This is a genomic window from Kitasatospora sp. UYEF31 (genome assembly GCF_057291755.1).
Genome location: NZ_JBXAWK010000035.1, coordinates 22,103 through 38,766, shown reverse-complemented (window position 1 = coordinate 38,766; position 16,664 = coordinate 22,103). Strand labels below are relative to the sequence as shown.

Here is a 16,664-nt window from a genome sequence, read left to right as displayed (position 1 = left end):
ACAGGCGGAACTAGACAGTAACCAAGCCGCCGGACAGTGCGCCGCCGGATTATTCCGGGCGACGCGGCAGGGGGTACGGCACCGGGCGCCGCCGCGCGCACCGGCCAGGGACGTATCGTCCGTTCCCAGGAACAAACCCGTGCAGGAAAGAAGGACCGGTGCCCCCCGAAACCCCCCGTCCCCGCATCGCGGCGAGCCGCAACCGGTTCCCCGGTGGTCTGGACCGGCTCGCTGAACACTGCGACATCGTCCAGTGGGACCAGGAGCGGGGGCCGACCGCCGCAGAGCTCGCCGAACTGGTCAAGGGCTGTGACGGACTCCTGGTCACCGGCCCCGACCGGGTGGACGCGGCCGTCCTGGAGTCCGCCGACCGGCTGCGCCTGGTCGCGGTGGCGGCGGCGGGGTACGACAGAGTGGACCTCGAGGCGGCCCGTCGCCTGGGGATCACCGTCAGCAACTCCCCGGACACGGTCACCGAGGCAACCGCCGACCTGGCGTTCACCTTGATCCTGCTGGCCCGGCGGCGGATCAGGGACGCACTGCGGGCGGTGTACGCGGGTGAGTGGGAGGCCCTGTCGCTGGACGGCTACCTCGGCTCCGACGTGTACGGGACGACCCTGGGCATCGTCGGCTACGGCGGCATCGGCCGCGCGGTGGCCAGACGGGCGAAGGGGTTCGGTATGACCGTGCTCCAGCACTCCCGTACGCCCCGTCCCGACGACGGCACCGCGACAGCCGTCAGCCTCGACGAACTGCTGGCCACCAGCGACGTTGTTTCCCTGCACGTGCCGCTCAGCCCGGCGACCGACCGGCTCATCGGCGCCCGCGAGCTGGCTCTGATGAAACCGACGGCGACCCTCGTCAACACCGCCCGCGGCGGGCTCCTGGACGAGCCGGCGCTGCTTGCCGCACTCCGTACGGGAAGACTGCACTCGGCCGGACTCGACGTCATGGACCGTGAGCCGCGCAACGACACCAGTGACGCCCTGTTCCGCGAACCGCGGGTGACCCTGCTGCCGCACATCGGCTCGGCCACGGACGCCGCCCGCGTCGCGATGGTCGGCAAGGCGCTGGACAACCTCCTCGCCGTCCTGGTGGACGGCAAGGAGGCGCTCACTCCGGTGACCCAGGGGCTTACTGACTAGCTCTTGTCGACCTTGTCGCCGTTGCGCAGCTTGTCGAACAGGGCCTTGGCGCCCGCGTCGTCCCACAGCACGGCGTCGCCGACGCTGGTCTTGAAGCCCGGGTTCTTGATCGGCACCGTGGTGGTCACACCGTTGCCACCGGACAGCCCGCCCATGTTGCTGAACAAGCTGTACAGGTCGAAGATCCCGGCGTCGTCGTCCACCGTGATCGCGTTCAGCGAGGCGTCGGCGACCGGGAAGGCCTTGAACGGGTTCAGCAGGGTGGACGCGCCCTTGGCCTTCTTCGCGACGGCGGACAGGAACTGCTGCTGGCGCTCCATCCGGCCGAGGTCGGCGCGCGGGTCGAAGTAGCGGGCCCGGACGAACGACAGCGACTCCGTGCCGTTGAGGGTCTGGCAGCCCTTCTTCAGGTTCGCGCCGGCCTTCTCGTCGACGATGTCCTGCTTCAGGCACATGTCCACACCGCCGAGCGCGTCGACGATCCCGACGAAACCGTCGAAGCCGACTTCGGCGTAGTGGTCCAGGCGCATACCGGTGTTCATTTCGACCGTACGGGCGAGCAACTCGGAACCACCGAACGCGTAGGCGGCGTTCAGCTTGTTCTTCTTGCCGGACCCCTCGACCGTCTTGCCGTTCTTCTTGTACGCCGGGATCTGCACGTACGAGTCACGCGGCAGGCTGATCAGCGTGGTGCCGCCGGCGCCCTTGTGCAGCAGCATCATCGAGTCGGTGCGCTTGCCTTCGGCCGAGCCGGTGTGCAGCTTCTTCTTGTCGGCGGCCGACATGTTCTCGCGCGAGTCCGAGCCGACGATCAGCCACGTGGTGCCCTCGGACGCCTTGGGCCGGCCTTCGTAGTTGTTGAGGACGTCCTTGTGCTGGATCTGCGAGGACGCCCAGAAGTACGTGCCGATGACGAAGAGCACCAGGAACACCACAAAGTAGGCCAGGCCGACGAGGATGCGCTTGCGCCAGTTGACCGGGCCGCGCGGCCGGTCGCTGCGGCCGTCACCGCCGCCGTTGCCCCCGCTACCGCCCCCGCCACCGCCACGGCGCGGCGGACCGTCCGGCGGCCCCTGCGGACCACCCGGCTGCGGAGCACGGGTGGGCCGGGTCGGCACGGTGCCCTGCGGGTTCCCCTGGCCCGGCCTGGCGGGCACGGTGCCCTGCGGGTTCCCCTGGCCCGGCCGCGACGGCAAGGTGCCGGGCGGCTGTTGCCGGGGCTGTCCGGGCTGCTGGCCGAGCCGCTGTGCCGGCTCGTCCTGGCGGTAGAGGTGGTCATAGGTCTGCTGCGCGTCGGCATGGCCGTACGGGTCCACCGACGGCCGCCCCGGCGGCCCTGATCGGGGACTGCGCCGGGGGTCCTGGTTCTCGGGTCCTGTGGGCCATGAGCTCATGGGTCAAGGCTGACACGCCGGACCGCCCCGGTCGCCCAGGACGGGCGCTCGGGGCGGACTCTGTAGCAGAACCGAAGCGAAAGCTCCTATTTACACACGACTTCGTCACCGTTCTGGGCGTCGAAGGTCGGCGCCGGGCTGGCGGAGCCGGAGCCGGAGCCGGTGGCGGACGGCGGAGTGGACACCGTCACCGCGACCGCGCCGGTGTACGAGGTCCCGGCGACCACCTCGATGGTCCGGCCCAGCCCGGCGACCGGCTCCAGCTTCGCGCCAGGGACCGCCGTGGCGACGGTGTGCGCCGACCGGTCCCAGCCCGGGTCGAACCTGATCACCGTCTGCGCCGGGTCGCTCCCGCGCGGGGCGCCCCGGGGCGAGCCGTTCATCCGGAAGCCCAGTTTCGTCAGGTCGTCCTGGACCCTGGCCCCCAGCCCCGGGGTGCCCGTGCTGTTGTAGACCTGCAGGTAGATTTCCTGCGGCGGGACCTCGACGGTCGGCTTGGCCTGCCCGCCTCCGGCCGGCTCCTGCGCCTTCGGCGTCGGCTCGGCGGGCTTCAGCAGGTCACGGTCGTCGCGTACGGCCGCGAACAGCTTCTTGGCCTCGGGCTCGTTCCACAGGACCGTCGAGCCCCAGCCGGGGACGTTGTAGTCCATCGTCGTCAGCGGGATCTGGGCGAAGGTCATGCCGCCGGTCTGCAAGCCCTTCATCTTCGTCCCCAGGTCGAGCAGGCCCTTCGCGGACAGGCCCTCGTCCACCTTGATCGAGGTGAGCACCGACTTGACCACATCGTTCAGCTTCGCCGGGTTGGTCAGCGTGCCCGTACTCGTGACCTGCGCCAGGAGCTGGGTGAGGAACTTCTGCTGGCGCTGTGTGCGGCCGATGTCGCCGGTGGGGTCCGAGGGGATGTACCGGGCCCGGACGTACTTCAGTGCGCCCGCCCCGTCCAGCTTGGTCGTGCCCGCCGGGATGTCCAGACCCGACTTGGGGTCCTTCAGCGGACGCGGCGAACAGACCTCGACCCCGCCGAGGGTGTCCACCGTGGAGACGAACGACAAGAAGTTGACCTCGATGTAGTGGTCGATCCGTAGGCCCGTGGCCTTCTCGACCGTGTCCACGGTCAACTTGGGGCCACCCATCCCGTACGCGGCGTTGATCTTGCCCTTGGTTTCGCGCTTCTCCTCACCGGAGTGCTTGTCCTTGTGCGCGGGGATCGTCACGTAACTGTCGCGGGGGAGCGACACCACCGACGCCCTGTCCCGCTTGCCGTTCAGGTGCACCAGCATGATCGTGTCGGTGCAGTCGCAGCTCTCACCGCCGGCGTGCAGCTTCTCCAGCGTCTCCTTCGGGACACCCTCGCGGTTGTCCGAGCCGACGATCAGGAAGTTCGTGTCGGAGTCGCTGCCTCCGGTGTCGGGCCGGTTGTCCAGGCCACCGAAGGAGTCCACCCGGGTGATCTTGCCGTCCAGGTAGTTCACATACGCCCAGCCGATGCCTGAGGTCAGCATGATCGCCGCGGCCAGCACCGAGGCCAGCAGCAGCGACCAGCGGCGCACCGGGTTCGGCTGGTTCGCCGGGGTGCTCTGGACCGGTCGCGCCCGGGCAGGGGTACGGCCGGGGCCTGATGGGCCTTCCTGGGTCGACATGCGCTGGATCGTCCTCCTGGGTCGCCCGGTGCTGGGACCGCTCACGTTTGGTGCCCGGCGGCCGGCGCCGGGCTGCTGGTGTCCGGAGCTGCTTGAGTCCGGAGCGGCTCGTGTCCCGGACTGGCTGGTGTCCCGGACTGCTGGTGTCCGGCTGCCCCCGCAGGACGGTGTCCAGTCCGTACCGTCCCGTGTGGAACATGAGACGCACCGCACGGACCTGTGGTTCTCTCCACACCGTTGAGCCACCGGCAGCCGCTCTTAGTCCCAAAGTAGGCATGTCAGGTGATCTGGTCCCAGGCGGCGCGCCGGGCGACGGAGACCTCACCCCCGGCGGCCACACCAGTGGTCTAGGAGGCCGCTGAAGATCTGAACAGCCTCCTAGTACGCTCCGTGCTGATGAACGGCACCGCTAATGAGACGAGCCCCGTGGTGAACTCCCGACCCGGCGACCTGCCACCCCTGGAGGGCAAGCCCCCGGTGTCCGTGGTGATGCCGATCCTCAACGAGGAACGCCATCTGGCGGAGGCCGTCGGCCGCATCCTCACCCAGGACTACCCCGGCGAACTCGAAGTCGTGCTCGCGCTCGGCCCGTCCACGGACCGCACCGACGAGATCGCCGCGCGCCTGGCCGCCGCCGACCCGCGGGTCCGTACGGTGCCTAACCCGACCGGGCGCACGCCCGCCGCCCTCAACGCTGCGATCGGCGCGGCCACCCACCCGGTGATCGTCCGCGTCGACGGGCACGGCATCCTGCCGACCGACTACATCCGTACCGCAGTCGGACTGCTCAGCGAGACCGGCGCGGCCAACGTCGGCGGCCTCATGCACGCTGAAGGCACGACGGAGTTCGAGGAGGCGGTCGCCGCCGCCATGACCTCCAAGCTCGGCGTCGGCAACTCCGCCTTCCACACGGGTGGTGAGGCCGGCCCGTCCGACACCGTCTACCTCGGTGTCTTCCGCCGTGAGGTGCTCGACGACCTGGGCGGCTACAACGTGGAGTTCATCCGCGCCCAGGACTGGGAGCTGAACTACCGCATCCGCGACGCCGGACACCTGGTCTGGTTCGACCCGAAGCTCAAGGTCTCCTACCGGCCCCGGCCGAACGTCAAGGCGCTCGCCAAGCAGTACTACAACTACGGCCGCTGGCGTCGTGTCGTCACCCGCTACCACCGCGGCTCGGTCAACCTGCGCTACCTCGCCCCGCCGGCCGCGCTGATCGCAGTCGCCGCGGGCACGGTCGCCGGACTGTTCGGCCACAAGGCCGGCTGGCTGCTCCCCGGCGGCTACGTGGCCGGGATCGTCGCCGGTTCCGCCTGGGAGGGCCGCAGCCTGAAGCCGGCCGTCCTCCTCCGGCTGCCGGTCGCGCTGGCCACCATGCACGGCTCCTGGGGTTACGGCTTCCTGACCAGCCCCAAGGCCCTGGCCGAACAGGTCATCGCCACACGGAAGGACTGACGCGGGGCCCACCCCGCCAGGAGCCCGGCGGGAGTCCGGCGGGAAAACGCCAGGAAGAGCACAATCAGAACGCGGCGACGCCCGCTGTCGGTCGCTCACCGGGAATCCCACACGCCGAAGCGCGGCGGAATCCGGCCCTATCGGGCTGTCTCCGTGATGTGCTGTTCGTCGGCAGGGCTGTGATTCCCCGGGTGCGGCACCCGGACCCCGGGAGACCCCGGCGGCCCGGCTGCGAAGGACACCCTGCCGGTCGAAACATCCTGTCCGGCCGGAACGCTCGGTCGGCTGAAACGCTCTGTTGGTCGAAACGCTCTGTCGGTCGGAACGCTCGGTCGGCTGAAACGCTCTGTCGGTCGGAACGGTCGGTCGGCTGAAACGCTCTGTCGGTCGGAACGCAGCAGAACCCTTGGGAGACGGACACATGAGTGACACGGAATCCGCCATGGCCGCGGATGCCCCGGACGTCGCCGGCGCCACAGGTGCGAAGTCCGGTACGCCCGAGGTGCCCGCGCAGTCGACCGCATCCCCCGGGGAGGCCGCCCCGGCCGGCGTTCCGCCACGGACGGCCCACGGCCCGGTGCGGTACGCACTGAGCACGGCCGTGCCCGGTGACGAGGACGGCGCCGCCGCCAGGCAAGCCGCCGCGCTCGCGGCGGACGGCGCATACGTCCTGCTCACCGTGCCCGCCGAGAGCCGCGACGTCACCAGCGAGGTCGCTTTCGTACGGGCCGGAGACGGTACGTCAGGTGTGGTCCGCACACTCCGCGTCCCGGTGGACGCCGAAAAGGCCGCTGAACTCGCCGCGGCACAGTCGGCCGTCACCACGCTGCGCGGGGAGGGCTTCTCCATCGGGCTGCGACGGCACACAGCCAAACGGAAACTGCAGGCGCTGCGCCGCAAGCACCGCATCGACGCCGTCCGCGAAGGTGAGGCCTGGCAGCAGCGCTGCGCGCAGGCGTACGGCCCGTACATCGACGCCTTCGCCCCGGCGGCGACGCTGCGGCTCGGCGAGTCTCCGGTGGTTCCTCCTGTCGCTCCGGCTCCGGCTCCGGCGCCTTCTCCTGCTCGGGCTTCGGCTTCCGGCTCAGCTCCCGGCTCAGCTTCAGCTTCAGGGCAGCGTGCCACCGTCCTCGGCATCGGCCCGTCGAACACCGCGGGCCAGGCCCGTGCCTGGGGCGCGGCGGCGGCCCGGCACCTCGACGACGTAAGGTCCGAGACCTTCATGCTCGCCTCGGGCAACACCTTCGGCTTCGAGCACGACAGAACCATCGTTACGGACGACTGGCTGTCGAAGAAGTGGCAGCTGGCGCAGCTTTCGTACGTCCTGGACACCTACACCCACGTTCTCGCCGAAGGCGGCATGCCGCCGTTCGGCCGGCTCAACGGGGCGTGGGCCGACGGCGACCTGCGGGAGCTGCGGGCCGCCGGGATCGCCCTGGCCCTGGCCTTCCACGGCGCGGAGGTCCGCGACCCGGCCCGGCACCGGACACGGGTGCGGTTCTCGCCGTTCAACCCGAGGCACGAGCTCACCCACGCGCTGCAGACGAAGGCCGACCGGCTGCTCCCGGTCGTCCAGGCCATGGACGTACCGAAGTTCGTCTCCACCCCCGATCTGATCGAGGATGTCCCGGACGCGGTGTGGCTGCCGATCACGGTGGACCCGGAGCTGTGGCGGTGTGAGTCCGCGCCGCTGGAGCGCGAACGCCCGGTGGTCGTCCACGCGCCGTCCAACCCGTACCTCAAGGGCACCGCGTGGATCGACCCGATGCTCACCGCGCTGCACGAAGCCGGGACCATCGACTACCGGAAGATCAAGGGAGTTCCGCACGCGGGGATGCCCGCGGTCATCGCCGGCGCGGACATCGTCCTCGACCAGTTCGCGCTCGGGACGTACGGTTCGCTGTCCTGCCAGGCCCTGGCCGCCGGGCGGGTGACGATGTGTTACCTGCACGAGACGGTCACCGGGCGGATCAGCGGCGACCTGCCGATCTTCAACGCCGACCCGGACAATCTGCGCGAGTCGCTCCTCGAGGTCCTCGCCGAACGCGACGCGGCCCGGGAACAGGCGGCCCGCGGGCCCGAGTTCATCGCCGAATACCATGACGGCCGCCGCTCCGCGCGGGTACTTTCGGAGTTCCTGACGTCACATTAGGGCGGTGGGGCCGTCGCGTTGGCGCATGAAATCCAAGGAGCCGCACGTGAGTTCTCCGCGCATTGCCGCCACCGCCGACATGGACGACCGGGCGGAGATCGGCGACGGCACAACCGTGTGGCACCTCGCCCAGGTCCGGGAGAACGCCAGGCTCGGCACGGACTGCATCATCGGCCGCGGTGCCTACGTCGGCCCCGGTGTGCGGATCGGTGACAACGTCAAACTGCAGAACTACGCGCTGGTGTACGAGCCCGCGGTCCTGGAGGACAACGTCTTCATCGGCCCGGCGGCGGTGCTGACGAACGACATGTACCCCCGGTCGACCGATGCGGACGGCAAGGTCAAGCGCCCCGACGACTGGCATGCCGAGGGCGTACGGGTTTGTGAAGGGGCCGCGGTGGGGGCCAGGGCTGTGGTGCTGCCGGGCGTGCGCATCGGCCGCTGGGCAACGGTCGCCGCCGGTGCGGTGGTGACCCGCGACGTCCCCGACTTCGCACTGGTGGTGGGGGTGCCCGCGAAGCAGGCCGGCTGGGTGGGCCGGGCGGGGAAGCGGCTTGCAGGCTCGGCCGCTGAGGGCTTCCGGTGCCCGGAGACGGGGGAGCGCTACGTGGAGACGGGCGGAGTGCTCACCGAGGCGGGATAGCGCGCGGGCCGCCACCGGACGTCCGGTGGCGGCCCGCTGTGCGGTGACGCCCTACTTGGCGCAGATTTCCTGATCCGCGGTCTTCAGCTTGATCTCCGCGTCGGACGGCGCCGCAGGCGGCGGAGTGTTCGCCTTCGGGGTGGTGCCGGCCTTCGGGAAGTCCGCACCGATGATCAGGATCAGCTGGGTGCCGGGAGTCTTCAGCTCCTCGATCGCAGTCTCCGGGAGACCGGCCAGCATCGCCACGGTCCTGGCCGCGTCGCCCTTGCCCTTGGGGTACTGCACGACACTTATGTCGCGGGCCTTGTAACCCTTGCTGGTGCTGGCGACCGCCTTGAGCTTCTTCCCCAGCAGGTCCTTGGTGGTGCTGGTGCCCAGGCCGTCCGTCTTGGTGGTGTTCTGCACGGTCACCGCGATGGTGGCCGGGTCGACGGGCGGCGGCGGGGGGGACACCGGGGCGGTTTCGGACGGTGCGGGCGCGGGCGCACCGGGCTCGCCCTCGGTCAGCGGCTTGTCGGCGGCGAGCTGGGCCCAGAGCTGCTTGGCCGCGGGCTGCATGGGCTGGACCACGTTCTTGTTCGCGGGGAAGTCCTCAACCGGAAGTGTGGTGAAGGCCAGCCGCTTCTCCGGAACCTTCTTGATCTCGTTGCCGAGAACGATCAGCTTGTCGATGCTGCCCAGGCCGCTGTCCACGGTGAGGTTGCTGGTCGCGGCCTTGGCCAGGTTGAACATTCCCTCGACGTTGCTGAGCGAGGCACTGCTTTTGATCTTTCGGGCCAACGACATCAGGAAGGCCTTCTGGCCCTCGATGCGGGCCAGGTCGCTGCCTTCGGCGTAACCGTGCCGGGTGCGCAGGAACTTGAGGGCTTCTTCGCCCTGGAGCGTGTGGTTGCCCGCTTTCAGATGCAGGTCGGTGCCACCGGCTGGATTTGTGGTGATCGGGTCGTCGATCGGTTTCTTCAAGCAGACGTCCACACCCTTGACGGCGTTGGTCATCTCTTTCACGCCCTTGAAGTCGATCACCATGAAGTGGTCGATCTGCACGCCGAGCATCTTCTGCACTGTCAGCGCCGTGCACGGGGCTCCGGCACCGTCACCGTAGCTCTCGTTGAACGAGGCGAAACGCGCCTTGTAAGTCTTCTTGTCGCTCTTGCACTCGGGGATGTTGACCTGTGTGTCCCGCGGAATGCTCACAATCGACGCGTTCGACCGGTCAGCGGCCACGTGCATCAGGATCGTGGTGTCCGCGAGGCCGCCGTGGCCTTCGTCGCCGTACCCGCCGTTGCCCTGGCCGACGCGGGTGTCACTGCCGATCAGCAGGATGTTCAGCGGCTTCCGGCCCTTTTCGTCGGCCGCGGCCCCAGGAGTTTCGTTGTCCTTGAGCTTGTCCTGGGTCGAGATCTGCCGGTTGAAGTACTCGTAGACCCCGTACGCCCCACCCACACAGACGAGCAGCGTCACGGCTGTGCCGACCGCCACCCACTTCAGCCGCTTCTTGGCCTTGTCGGCTTTTGGTGCGGAGCGTGCCGTCGCGTTTTCGGCGCGGTTCGCGCCGCGACGCCCGGGGGTGGGCGCTTCTTCCAGGACGGCCGCGCGGCGGCGCGAGCCGCTGCCCGCGGACGTCGACGGGGTGTCAGCGCGGGGCGGGTCGCGGTACAGGTGGCCGAAGTCGCCGCCGGAACCGCCGTCACCGGAACCACCGGGGGCGGCCGGGGCTGCGAGCGGCACCATCCGGTACTGACCCGTGTCCGGGTCCATCTCCCACATGTCGGCGGCGTCTACGCCGTCCAGAGGATCATGTCGATCCCCGCGTCGGCCATCGCTGGTCGACCCGTTGCCTCCGGTCATGCCGTGTTCCCTCCCGGCAGTTTTCTGCGGTACTTCTGCGCACGCCCCCGAACGCATCTGACGTTATGAAACAGCAACCCTAGCGGTCGTATTCGAGCCAAGGCGTGCTCGGCGTTGAACTACTTGACCTATTTCGATCATAAATGCAAGGAAAAGGGACAGTTCGCCCTGAATCGATGGGTTCCTGGTGCATAATCCATACACCGACTATGCGCACACGTCCTGTTCGGCCGTCCGTCCGGTCACCGTCACCAGCGGACCCCCGGGCCCCGCGGACGCCGCGGCGGCCGGGGCGGTCGACTCCGCGGAAACCGGCGCGACGATCCCTGCCGCAGTGCCCGGCGACGTGCTCGCACTGTCGGCGCCTGACGTTCCCGCCGAGGCGGCAGGGGAGACAGGGCTCCCCGTGGCCGACGGGGAAACAGAATCGGACGGTACGGGCTTGTTCTTCGAACCGGAACCGGATGTGGGCGTCGCGGAGGACCCCGACCCCGGCGGCAGCGAGGCCGACGGATTGACCTGCACGCTGCCACCGGGCGTGCCGGGGGCGTCGCCGACCTGGACGCGGTCGTAGCGGATCGCCTCGAACAGCTTGTCCGCCCCGGGCTGCACCAGTTCGTCCCGGTCCCTGTCGAAGCGGTTCGGCTGCCGCGGCACCGTCAGGAACGCGGTCTTGCTCTCCGGGATGTCCCGCATCGTCTCGACCAGGTTCATCAGCTTCTTCACCGAGTTCAGGCCCGGGTCGGTGGTCAGTGACCGGGTGGCGGCGTCGGCGACCCGGTACAGCGCCGGGCCGTTGGTCAGCATGTTCTGCTTCTTGACCTTCTTCACCAGCGAGGCCAGGAACTTCTGCTGACGGGTCATCCGCTGTGTGTCGCTGCCGTCGTCCAGGCTTTCGCGGGCGCGGACGTACGACAGGGAGTCCTCCCCGTTGAGCTTCTGCCGGCCGGCCGGGAGGTCGAGCTTGGAATGCGTGTCCTTGACCGCCTTGGGGAGGCACACCTCGACACCGTCGACCGCGTCGACGATGTTCTTGAAGCCGGTGAAGTCGACGACCATGTGGTGGTCGATGTGGACGTTCGTCATCTGCTCGACCGTCTTGACGGCGCAGGCCGAACCGCCGATCTCGAAGGCCGAGTTGAACATGCCCTTGTACGGACGCGAGTTCGGCTGTCCGTCGCGGACACAGGAGGGGAGGTTCACCACCAGGTCGCGCGGGATGCTCACAGCGACCGACGACTCCCGGTCCGCGGCGATGTGCAGCAGGATCGTAGTGTCCGAGCGCTGGGTCCCCTCGCCGACGTCGCCGTACTCCTTGTTCGCCCCGTCGCGGTTGTCCGAGCCCATCAGCAGGACGTTTATCGCATCGTGCGCGGCCGGGACCACCGGCGGCCGGGTCGGGCCCAGCTTCTGGACGATGTCCTCGGTGGTGATGTTCGCGTCGAGCTTCCGGTAGAGCACGTATCCGGTCACCCCGGTGGCGATCAGGCCGAGGACGAGCGTCACAGAGACGCCGACGGCGACCCGTTTAAAGATCTTGCGGCGCCGCGAGGGCATGCTGATGAGAGGGCTCTCGTTCGCGGGGGTGCCGTCGGGGGTCGCCCCGGATTCGCCCCGTGTGTTTTCGCTGACCACGTGTCCGCTTTCTTCCGGTCCCGGATGGCAGGTGGATCCGGTGGATCCGGCAGGTTCGCAGGCGGGCCGGTGTGCCGGCCCGGCGTTCCACTCTCGGGTCAGACGTACCTGACGGCGTGGGAGTTGCACCGGCCGACACGCTTGTGACGCACGTCATACATACTGATGGTGGTATGTCCGGGAAAGCCTTCGGCTGCGTCCGAGGGGCACGGTACCGTGCGCCCCGGCGGGAGTCGCGGACGGGGACTCGCCAGACAGGACGGTTGCCGCTGGAAGGTGACCGGCGTCATGCCGCCCGGTACGGCCCCGAAGCCCGGTGCGGCCCCGGAGCCAGACGCGGTCCGCGTCGCGGAGCCCGCCCGCCCGCCAGCAGGATCAACAGTGCGGCCCGGTGCCGGTGTCCCCGGTACGGCTCAAGGAGTTCCAGCATCCCGGCGTCGTCGACCGGTGTGCCGGTCAGCGCGTATCCGATGTGTTTGGCCAGGTGCAGGTCCCCGACCGACAGGGCGTCAGCTGACCCGTGCGATCGCTGCATGGTCTCCGCGCAGGTCCAGACCCCGATGCCGGGCAGTGATTTCATCCGCTCGGCGGCTTCGGCGTCGGGGAATCCGGCCGTACGGTCCAGACCGGCCGCCGCACGGGCGGCCCGGATGACCGTCTGCGCCCGGTGGTCGTCCACCCCGGCCCCGCGCCACTCCCAGGACGGGATCCCCGCCCACACCGACGGCTCGGGCGGCACCCGCAGGCCCTCGGGCGAGGGCCCGGGGGCGGGTGTTCCGTATGTCTTGAGGAACCGCCGGTAGGCGGCCCGCGCCTCGATGACGGTCACCCTTTGTTCGAGGATCGACGGGACGAGTGCCGAGAAGACCAGGTTCGTCCGCGGCAGCCGCAGGCCGCGGTTTGCCTTTGCGGCTTCCCGTACAAGATCGTGATGGGTGGTGAAGGTGTCAGGGTCGTCCCGCGCCCCGAGCAGGTCCGGGATCCCGTCCAACTGCCAGGCCGCACCGGGGCCCCAGGCGGAGGCTTCGATCTCGGCGCCGCCCGGGACGACGGCGACCCGCAGCGCGCAGGGCCCGTCAGGAGTGCGCGAAGCCTGCCACACCGCGCCGTCCGCGCCGGTCCGGAAGGTCGGATCGCTGTGCCCGCGCCGCAACTGACCCAGCGTCCGCCGGACGTCCAGTTCGAAGCCGGGACGCCAGTTGCGGGAAAGGTGCGGTTCCACCCGTTACCTCCCTGATCGCGGCCGACTCCGGCAACGCTACCCGACCCCCCGGGAGCCGTTCGTACGGTTAGCGCATTGTCACGCTGAGCAGACTTCCCACTATGCGGGTCATGGTGTTCGGCACATATGACACGGCCATCCACCCGAGGGCGGGCATCCTCACCGAGGGTCTGCGACGGCAGGGCGTCGACGTGGTGACGTGCAATGTCCCCCTGGGACAGCACGACGCCGGGCCGACCCGGCCGCCCCGGCCAGGGGCGGGGGTCCCCCGAGCACGCGTCCGGCACGCCCGCTGCCTCGCCGAGCTGGCCGGCAAGGCCCGCCGCGCCCCGCACCCCGACGTGGTCCTGTGCGGCTACCAGGGCCGACTCGACATCCAGCTGGCCCGCCGGCTGTTCCGCGGCGTCCCCCTGGCCATCGACCACCTGGAGACCGTCGAGGACTACGCGGACCGCATCGGCGAGACCCGGCAGGCGTCCCTGCGTTCGGCCGCCCGGATCGAAGCCGCCGCCCTCAACGCCGCCGACCTCCTGGTCGTGGACACCGAGGAACACCGCCGGATCCTGCGCGAAGCCGACCGGGACCGCGCCGTCGTGGTGCCCATCGGCGCGGCCCGGACCTGGTTCGACGCCGGGCACGACGTCCTGACCCCGGAGCGTGCCCGCGGACGGACCGGCACCGCCCGGCCGCTGCGTGTCATCTCCTTCGGCTACTACTCACCCGTCCAGGGAGCGCCCGTCATCGGTGAAGCCCTGCGGCGCCTGGACGGCTTCCCACTGTCGGTGACGATGATCGGCCGCGGCCTGGAACTGGCCCGCACCCGCGAACTGGTCGGCGACACCGCCCAGGTCACCTGGCACCCGTGGATCCCCGAAGCGGAACTGCCCGCCCTGGTCGCGGACCACGACGTCGCGCTGGGCATCTTCGGCACCGACTCCAAAGCACTGCGCCTGGTCCCCAACAAGGTCTTCCAGTCCGCCGCGGCCGGGTGCGCCGTCGTCACCTCCGACACGACCCCGCAGCGCCGGCTCCTGGACAAGTCGGCGCTGCTGACCACCCCGGGCGACCCGGAGGCGCTCGCCGACGCACTGCGCCGCCTGGTGACCCACCCGTCGGAGGTGGAGCGGATGCGGTCCGCGGCCCTGGCGCTCGCCCAGGAGCGGTTCACCCCCACAGCGGTGGTGGAGCCGCTGGTCGACAGGCTGAGCCGACTCGTCGCCGAGCACGCGAAGAAGAGATAACAGCAGGTCGTACGGAGACCAGGAAGGCGATGGCGATGGCGATGGCGGTGGCGATGGCGATGGCGGTGGCGATGGCGGTGGCGATGGCGGTGGCGTGGACCGGTGGCGGCCGGGGACCTAAGACATCAGCTGCTGGACGGCCTGACGGATCTCCGGGAGCCGGTCGTACAGCAGCTGCCCCGGGCACTCGGTCGCGAATGCGTCCCGGTGCCCGGAGACGACATCGAAACTGTGGTCGGTGCCGCTCTGGTACCGGCTGCCGCTGTCGCCTGACGTCAACGTGACATTGCCGAGCGGGTTCCGCCCGTACATGCCCAGTTTCCAGGCGACGACCTGCTCCAGACCCTTGAGCATCTCCTCCGGCGGACCGGTCTTGGAGTAGGTGCCCAGCGCGGCCACACCCATGGTGTTGGTGTTGAACCCGAGCGTGTGCGCGCCGAGCACCGGCTTGTCCACCCCGCCGGCCCGGCCCTCGAAGATGGTTCCGCACTTGTCGACGACGAAGTTGTAGCCGAAGTCCGCCCAGCCGTTGCTCTTGACGTGGTACCGGTAGATCGCCCGCAGCACCGTCGGGGTCTCGGCGCACGAGTAGCCGTTCCCGTCGGCGGTGTGGTGGATGAAGGCAGCCTTGACGGTGCTTGTGTACTTCAGGCCCCGGTCCCGCAGGTCCTCGTCCGCGCCCCACCCCGCCCGGCTGACGATCGGCGGCCGGGGGGCACTGGGCGCCGCGGTGTGCACCCACGGCGGCGGCTCGGCCTCCCGGCCGCGCGCGCCCTTGACGCCGGGGCCCGGGTCGACGAGTTCCAGGCGCAGGTCCTGCGGCGCGCTGCCGGAGTTCACCAGGACCTTCACCTGGACGCCGTCGGACCGTCCGGTCCACAGGGGGTCGGTGCCGCCGCGCAGCTCCTTCCGTACGGATTCGGAGATTTCGGGGGTGTCCGAAGAAGCGTGCAGGGCGGACCAGCCGGTCCACCGGCCGCCGCTCCTCGTGCGGACCAGGACCTCCACGTCGTACCGCCCGCGCGGATCCGACCAGGTGACCCCGAGCAGTGAGAACGGCCGGACGGCGCGCGGCGCGGTCTCCGCGACCGTCCGGTCGTCCGCCGGGCCGACGCTCCGGCCGCGCCCCGGACCGGTCCCGGACAGCGGGAGGGTGTGGGTGGTCCCTGACGGACCGACAGCGGCGGACGCGACCTGAGTCATGTCGAGGTACGGCGTGGTGACCATCGAGATTGTGGCGACGGTCAGCAGCGAAACAGTCTTCCAGCGCAGGCGCACAAGCGCTCCCCTGAGTTCGTCCGGTGGATGCGCTGGTGCTTGTGCCCTGGACAACGCCCTGAATATCAATAAATGTACTAATTGCTCCATTTGAGGATGGAGGCCGACTCGTACGCTGGACCCATGTCCGTCACGCCTGTCGACCAACTGCGCGCGGCCCTCGCCGCCGACGCCTCCCGCCCGTTCACCACCTTCTACGACGACGCGACCGCTGAGCGCGTCGAACTGTCGGTCGCCACCTTCGACAACTGGGTGGCCAAGACAGCCAACCTGCTCCAGGACGACCTGTCCGCCGAACCCGGACAGCGGCTCGCACTGCTGCTCCCGGCGCACTGGCAGACCCAGGTGTGGCTGCTCGCCGCGTGGTCGGTCGGCCTGACCGTGGCAGTCCAGGGCGACCCCGCGGACGCGGACATCGTGGTCACCGGACCCGACACCCTGGACGCGGCCCGGACCTGCCCGGGTGAGCGGGTCGCGCTCGCGCTGCGCCCGATGGGCGGCAGGTTCCCGCAGCCGCCCGAGGGTTTCCTGGACTACGGAGCCGAAGTCGCCGCACACGGGGACCGGTTCGCCGCGTACGTCCCGCCGTCGGCCGCGGACCCCGCCCTGGTGGTCGACGGCCGGACGTTCACCGCCGCCGAGACGGCCGAAGAGGGCCGCAAAGCCGCGGCGGACTTCGGCCTGGCGGCGGGCGACCGGATCCTCACCGATCTGCCGTTCACTCAGATGAGTGGTCTTCACGCGGGACTGCTCGCCCCGCTGGCCGCCGCTGTTCCCGTTGTCGTGTGCCGCCACCTGGACAGATCCCTCCTTGAACGGCGCAAGGAGATGGAACACGTGTCACGCGCGGTCACTCGTTCCATGGAATAGAACGCCATAACAGCGGGCAAGCCGGGCTTTCATCGTTACCGTAAGCGGCCGTGGAACGTTCTGGATCTAGGACGCTCTTGACCGCGTGGCCGTTCCGGCGGGCGGTCACCGTGACGGGGGCGTGGACTGCGAGGGCTCCAG

Annotated in this window: 12 protein-coding genes; 6 read left to right on the top strand and 6 right to left on the bottom strand. The window is 69.8% G+C overall.

Annotated features, from left to right (window positions below):
- The first annotated feature begins 158 nt into the window (after window positions 1–158).
- Window positions 159–1,145 carry a 2-hydroxyacid dehydrogenase gene (locus AC0Z36_RS18305; RefSeq protein ID WP_485463997.1) on the top strand — a complete coding sequence of 329 codons (987 nt, stop codon included), beginning with the start codon at window positions 159–161 and terminating at the stop codon, window positions 1,143–1,145.
- Here AC0Z36_RS18305 and AC0Z36_RS18300 read toward each other — a convergent pair.
- Together AC0Z36_RS18300 and AC0Z36_RS18295 are read right to left on the bottom strand one after the other, a co-directional pair.
- Window positions 1,142–2,539, bottom strand: a complete 1,398-nt coding sequence (locus AC0Z36_RS18300; RefSeq protein ID WP_485463996.1) for an LCP family protein — start codon at window positions 2,537–2,539, stop codon at window positions 1,142–1,144. The genes AC0Z36_RS18305 and AC0Z36_RS18300 overlap by 4 nt on opposite strands.
- A gap of 86 nt (window positions 2,540–2,625) precedes the next feature.
- The gene (locus AC0Z36_RS18295) at window positions 2,626–4,179 is read right to left on the bottom strand and encodes an LCP family protein (RefSeq protein WP_485463995.1); all 1,554 of its coding nucleotides are present in this window, start codon (window positions 4,177–4,179) and stop codon (window positions 2,626–2,628) included.
- A 396-nt stretch (window positions 4,180–4,575) separates the two neighbouring features.
- Between AC0Z36_RS18295 and AC0Z36_RS18290 the strand changes: the two genes are divergently transcribed.
- The 3 genes from AC0Z36_RS18290 to AC0Z36_RS18280 all read left to right on the top strand — a co-directional run bounded on the left by AC0Z36_RS18290 (window position 4,576) and on the right by AC0Z36_RS18280 (window position 8,429).
- Entirely contained in the window at window positions 4,576–5,634 is a 1,059-nt protein-coding gene (locus AC0Z36_RS18290) for a glycosyltransferase family 2 protein (RefSeq protein ID WP_485463994.1), read from the top strand.
- A 421-nt stretch (window positions 5,635–6,055) separates the two neighbouring features.
- Window positions 6,056–7,786 carry a hypothetical protein gene (locus AC0Z36_RS18285; protein WP_485463993.1) on the top strand — a complete coding sequence of 577 codons (1,731 nt, stop codon included), beginning with the start codon at window positions 6,056–6,058 and terminating at the stop codon, window positions 7,784–7,786.
- A gap of 79 nt (window positions 7,787–7,865) precedes the next feature.
- Window positions 7,866–8,429: an acyltransferase gene (locus tag AC0Z36_RS18280; protein ID WP_485464024.1), complete on the top strand. Its 564-nt coding sequence runs from the start codon at window positions 7,866–7,868 to the stop codon at window positions 8,427–8,429.
- Between the two features lie 51 nt (window positions 8,430–8,480).
- Here AC0Z36_RS18280 and AC0Z36_RS18275 read toward each other — a convergent pair whose 3' ends face one another.
- From AC0Z36_RS18275 to AC0Z36_RS18265, 3 genes are all read right to left on the bottom strand, one after another.
- Window positions 8,481–10,277, bottom strand: coding sequence for an LCP family protein (locus AC0Z36_RS18275; RefSeq protein WP_485463992.1), 1,797 nt, complete (start codon window positions 10,275–10,277; stop codon window positions 8,481–8,483).
- A gap of 207 nt (window positions 10,278–10,484) precedes the next feature.
- Complete coding sequence (locus AC0Z36_RS18270; protein WP_485463991.1) at window positions 10,485–11,834, bottom strand: LCP family protein; 1,350 nt, start codon at window positions 11,832–11,834, stop codon at window positions 10,485–10,487.
- Window positions 11,835–12,198: 364 nt separating this feature from the next.
- Window positions 12,199–13,134 carry a DNA-3-methyladenine glycosylase family protein gene (locus AC0Z36_RS18265; RefSeq protein ID WP_485463990.1) on the bottom strand — a complete coding sequence of 312 codons (936 nt, stop codon included), beginning with the start codon at window positions 13,132–13,134 and terminating at the stop codon, window positions 12,199–12,201.
- Between the two features lie 101 nt (window positions 13,135–13,235).
- Here AC0Z36_RS18265 and AC0Z36_RS18260 point away from each other — a divergent pair, with 101 nt between their 5' ends.
- Complete coding sequence (locus AC0Z36_RS18260) at window positions 13,236–14,375, top strand: glycosyltransferase family 4 protein (protein ID WP_485463989.1); 1,140 nt, start codon at window positions 13,236–13,238, stop codon at window positions 14,373–14,375.
- Between the two features lie 117 nt (window positions 14,376–14,492).
- On the opposite strand, the gene AC0Z36_RS18255 is transcribed toward AC0Z36_RS18260, so the two are convergent.
- Complete coding sequence (locus AC0Z36_RS18255) at window positions 14,493–15,653, bottom strand: peptidoglycan recognition protein family protein (protein WP_485463988.1); 1,161 nt, start codon at window positions 15,651–15,653, stop codon at window positions 14,493–14,495.
- A gap of 123 nt (window positions 15,654–15,776) precedes the next feature.
- On the opposite strand from AC0Z36_RS18255, the gene AC0Z36_RS18250 reads away from it, so the two are divergent.
- A complete protein-coding gene (locus AC0Z36_RS18250) occupies window positions 15,777–16,523 on the top strand; it encodes a TIGR03089 family protein (protein ID WP_485463987.1) in 747 nt (248 codons plus the stop codon).
- Window positions 16,524–16,664 lie beyond the last annotated feature (141 nt).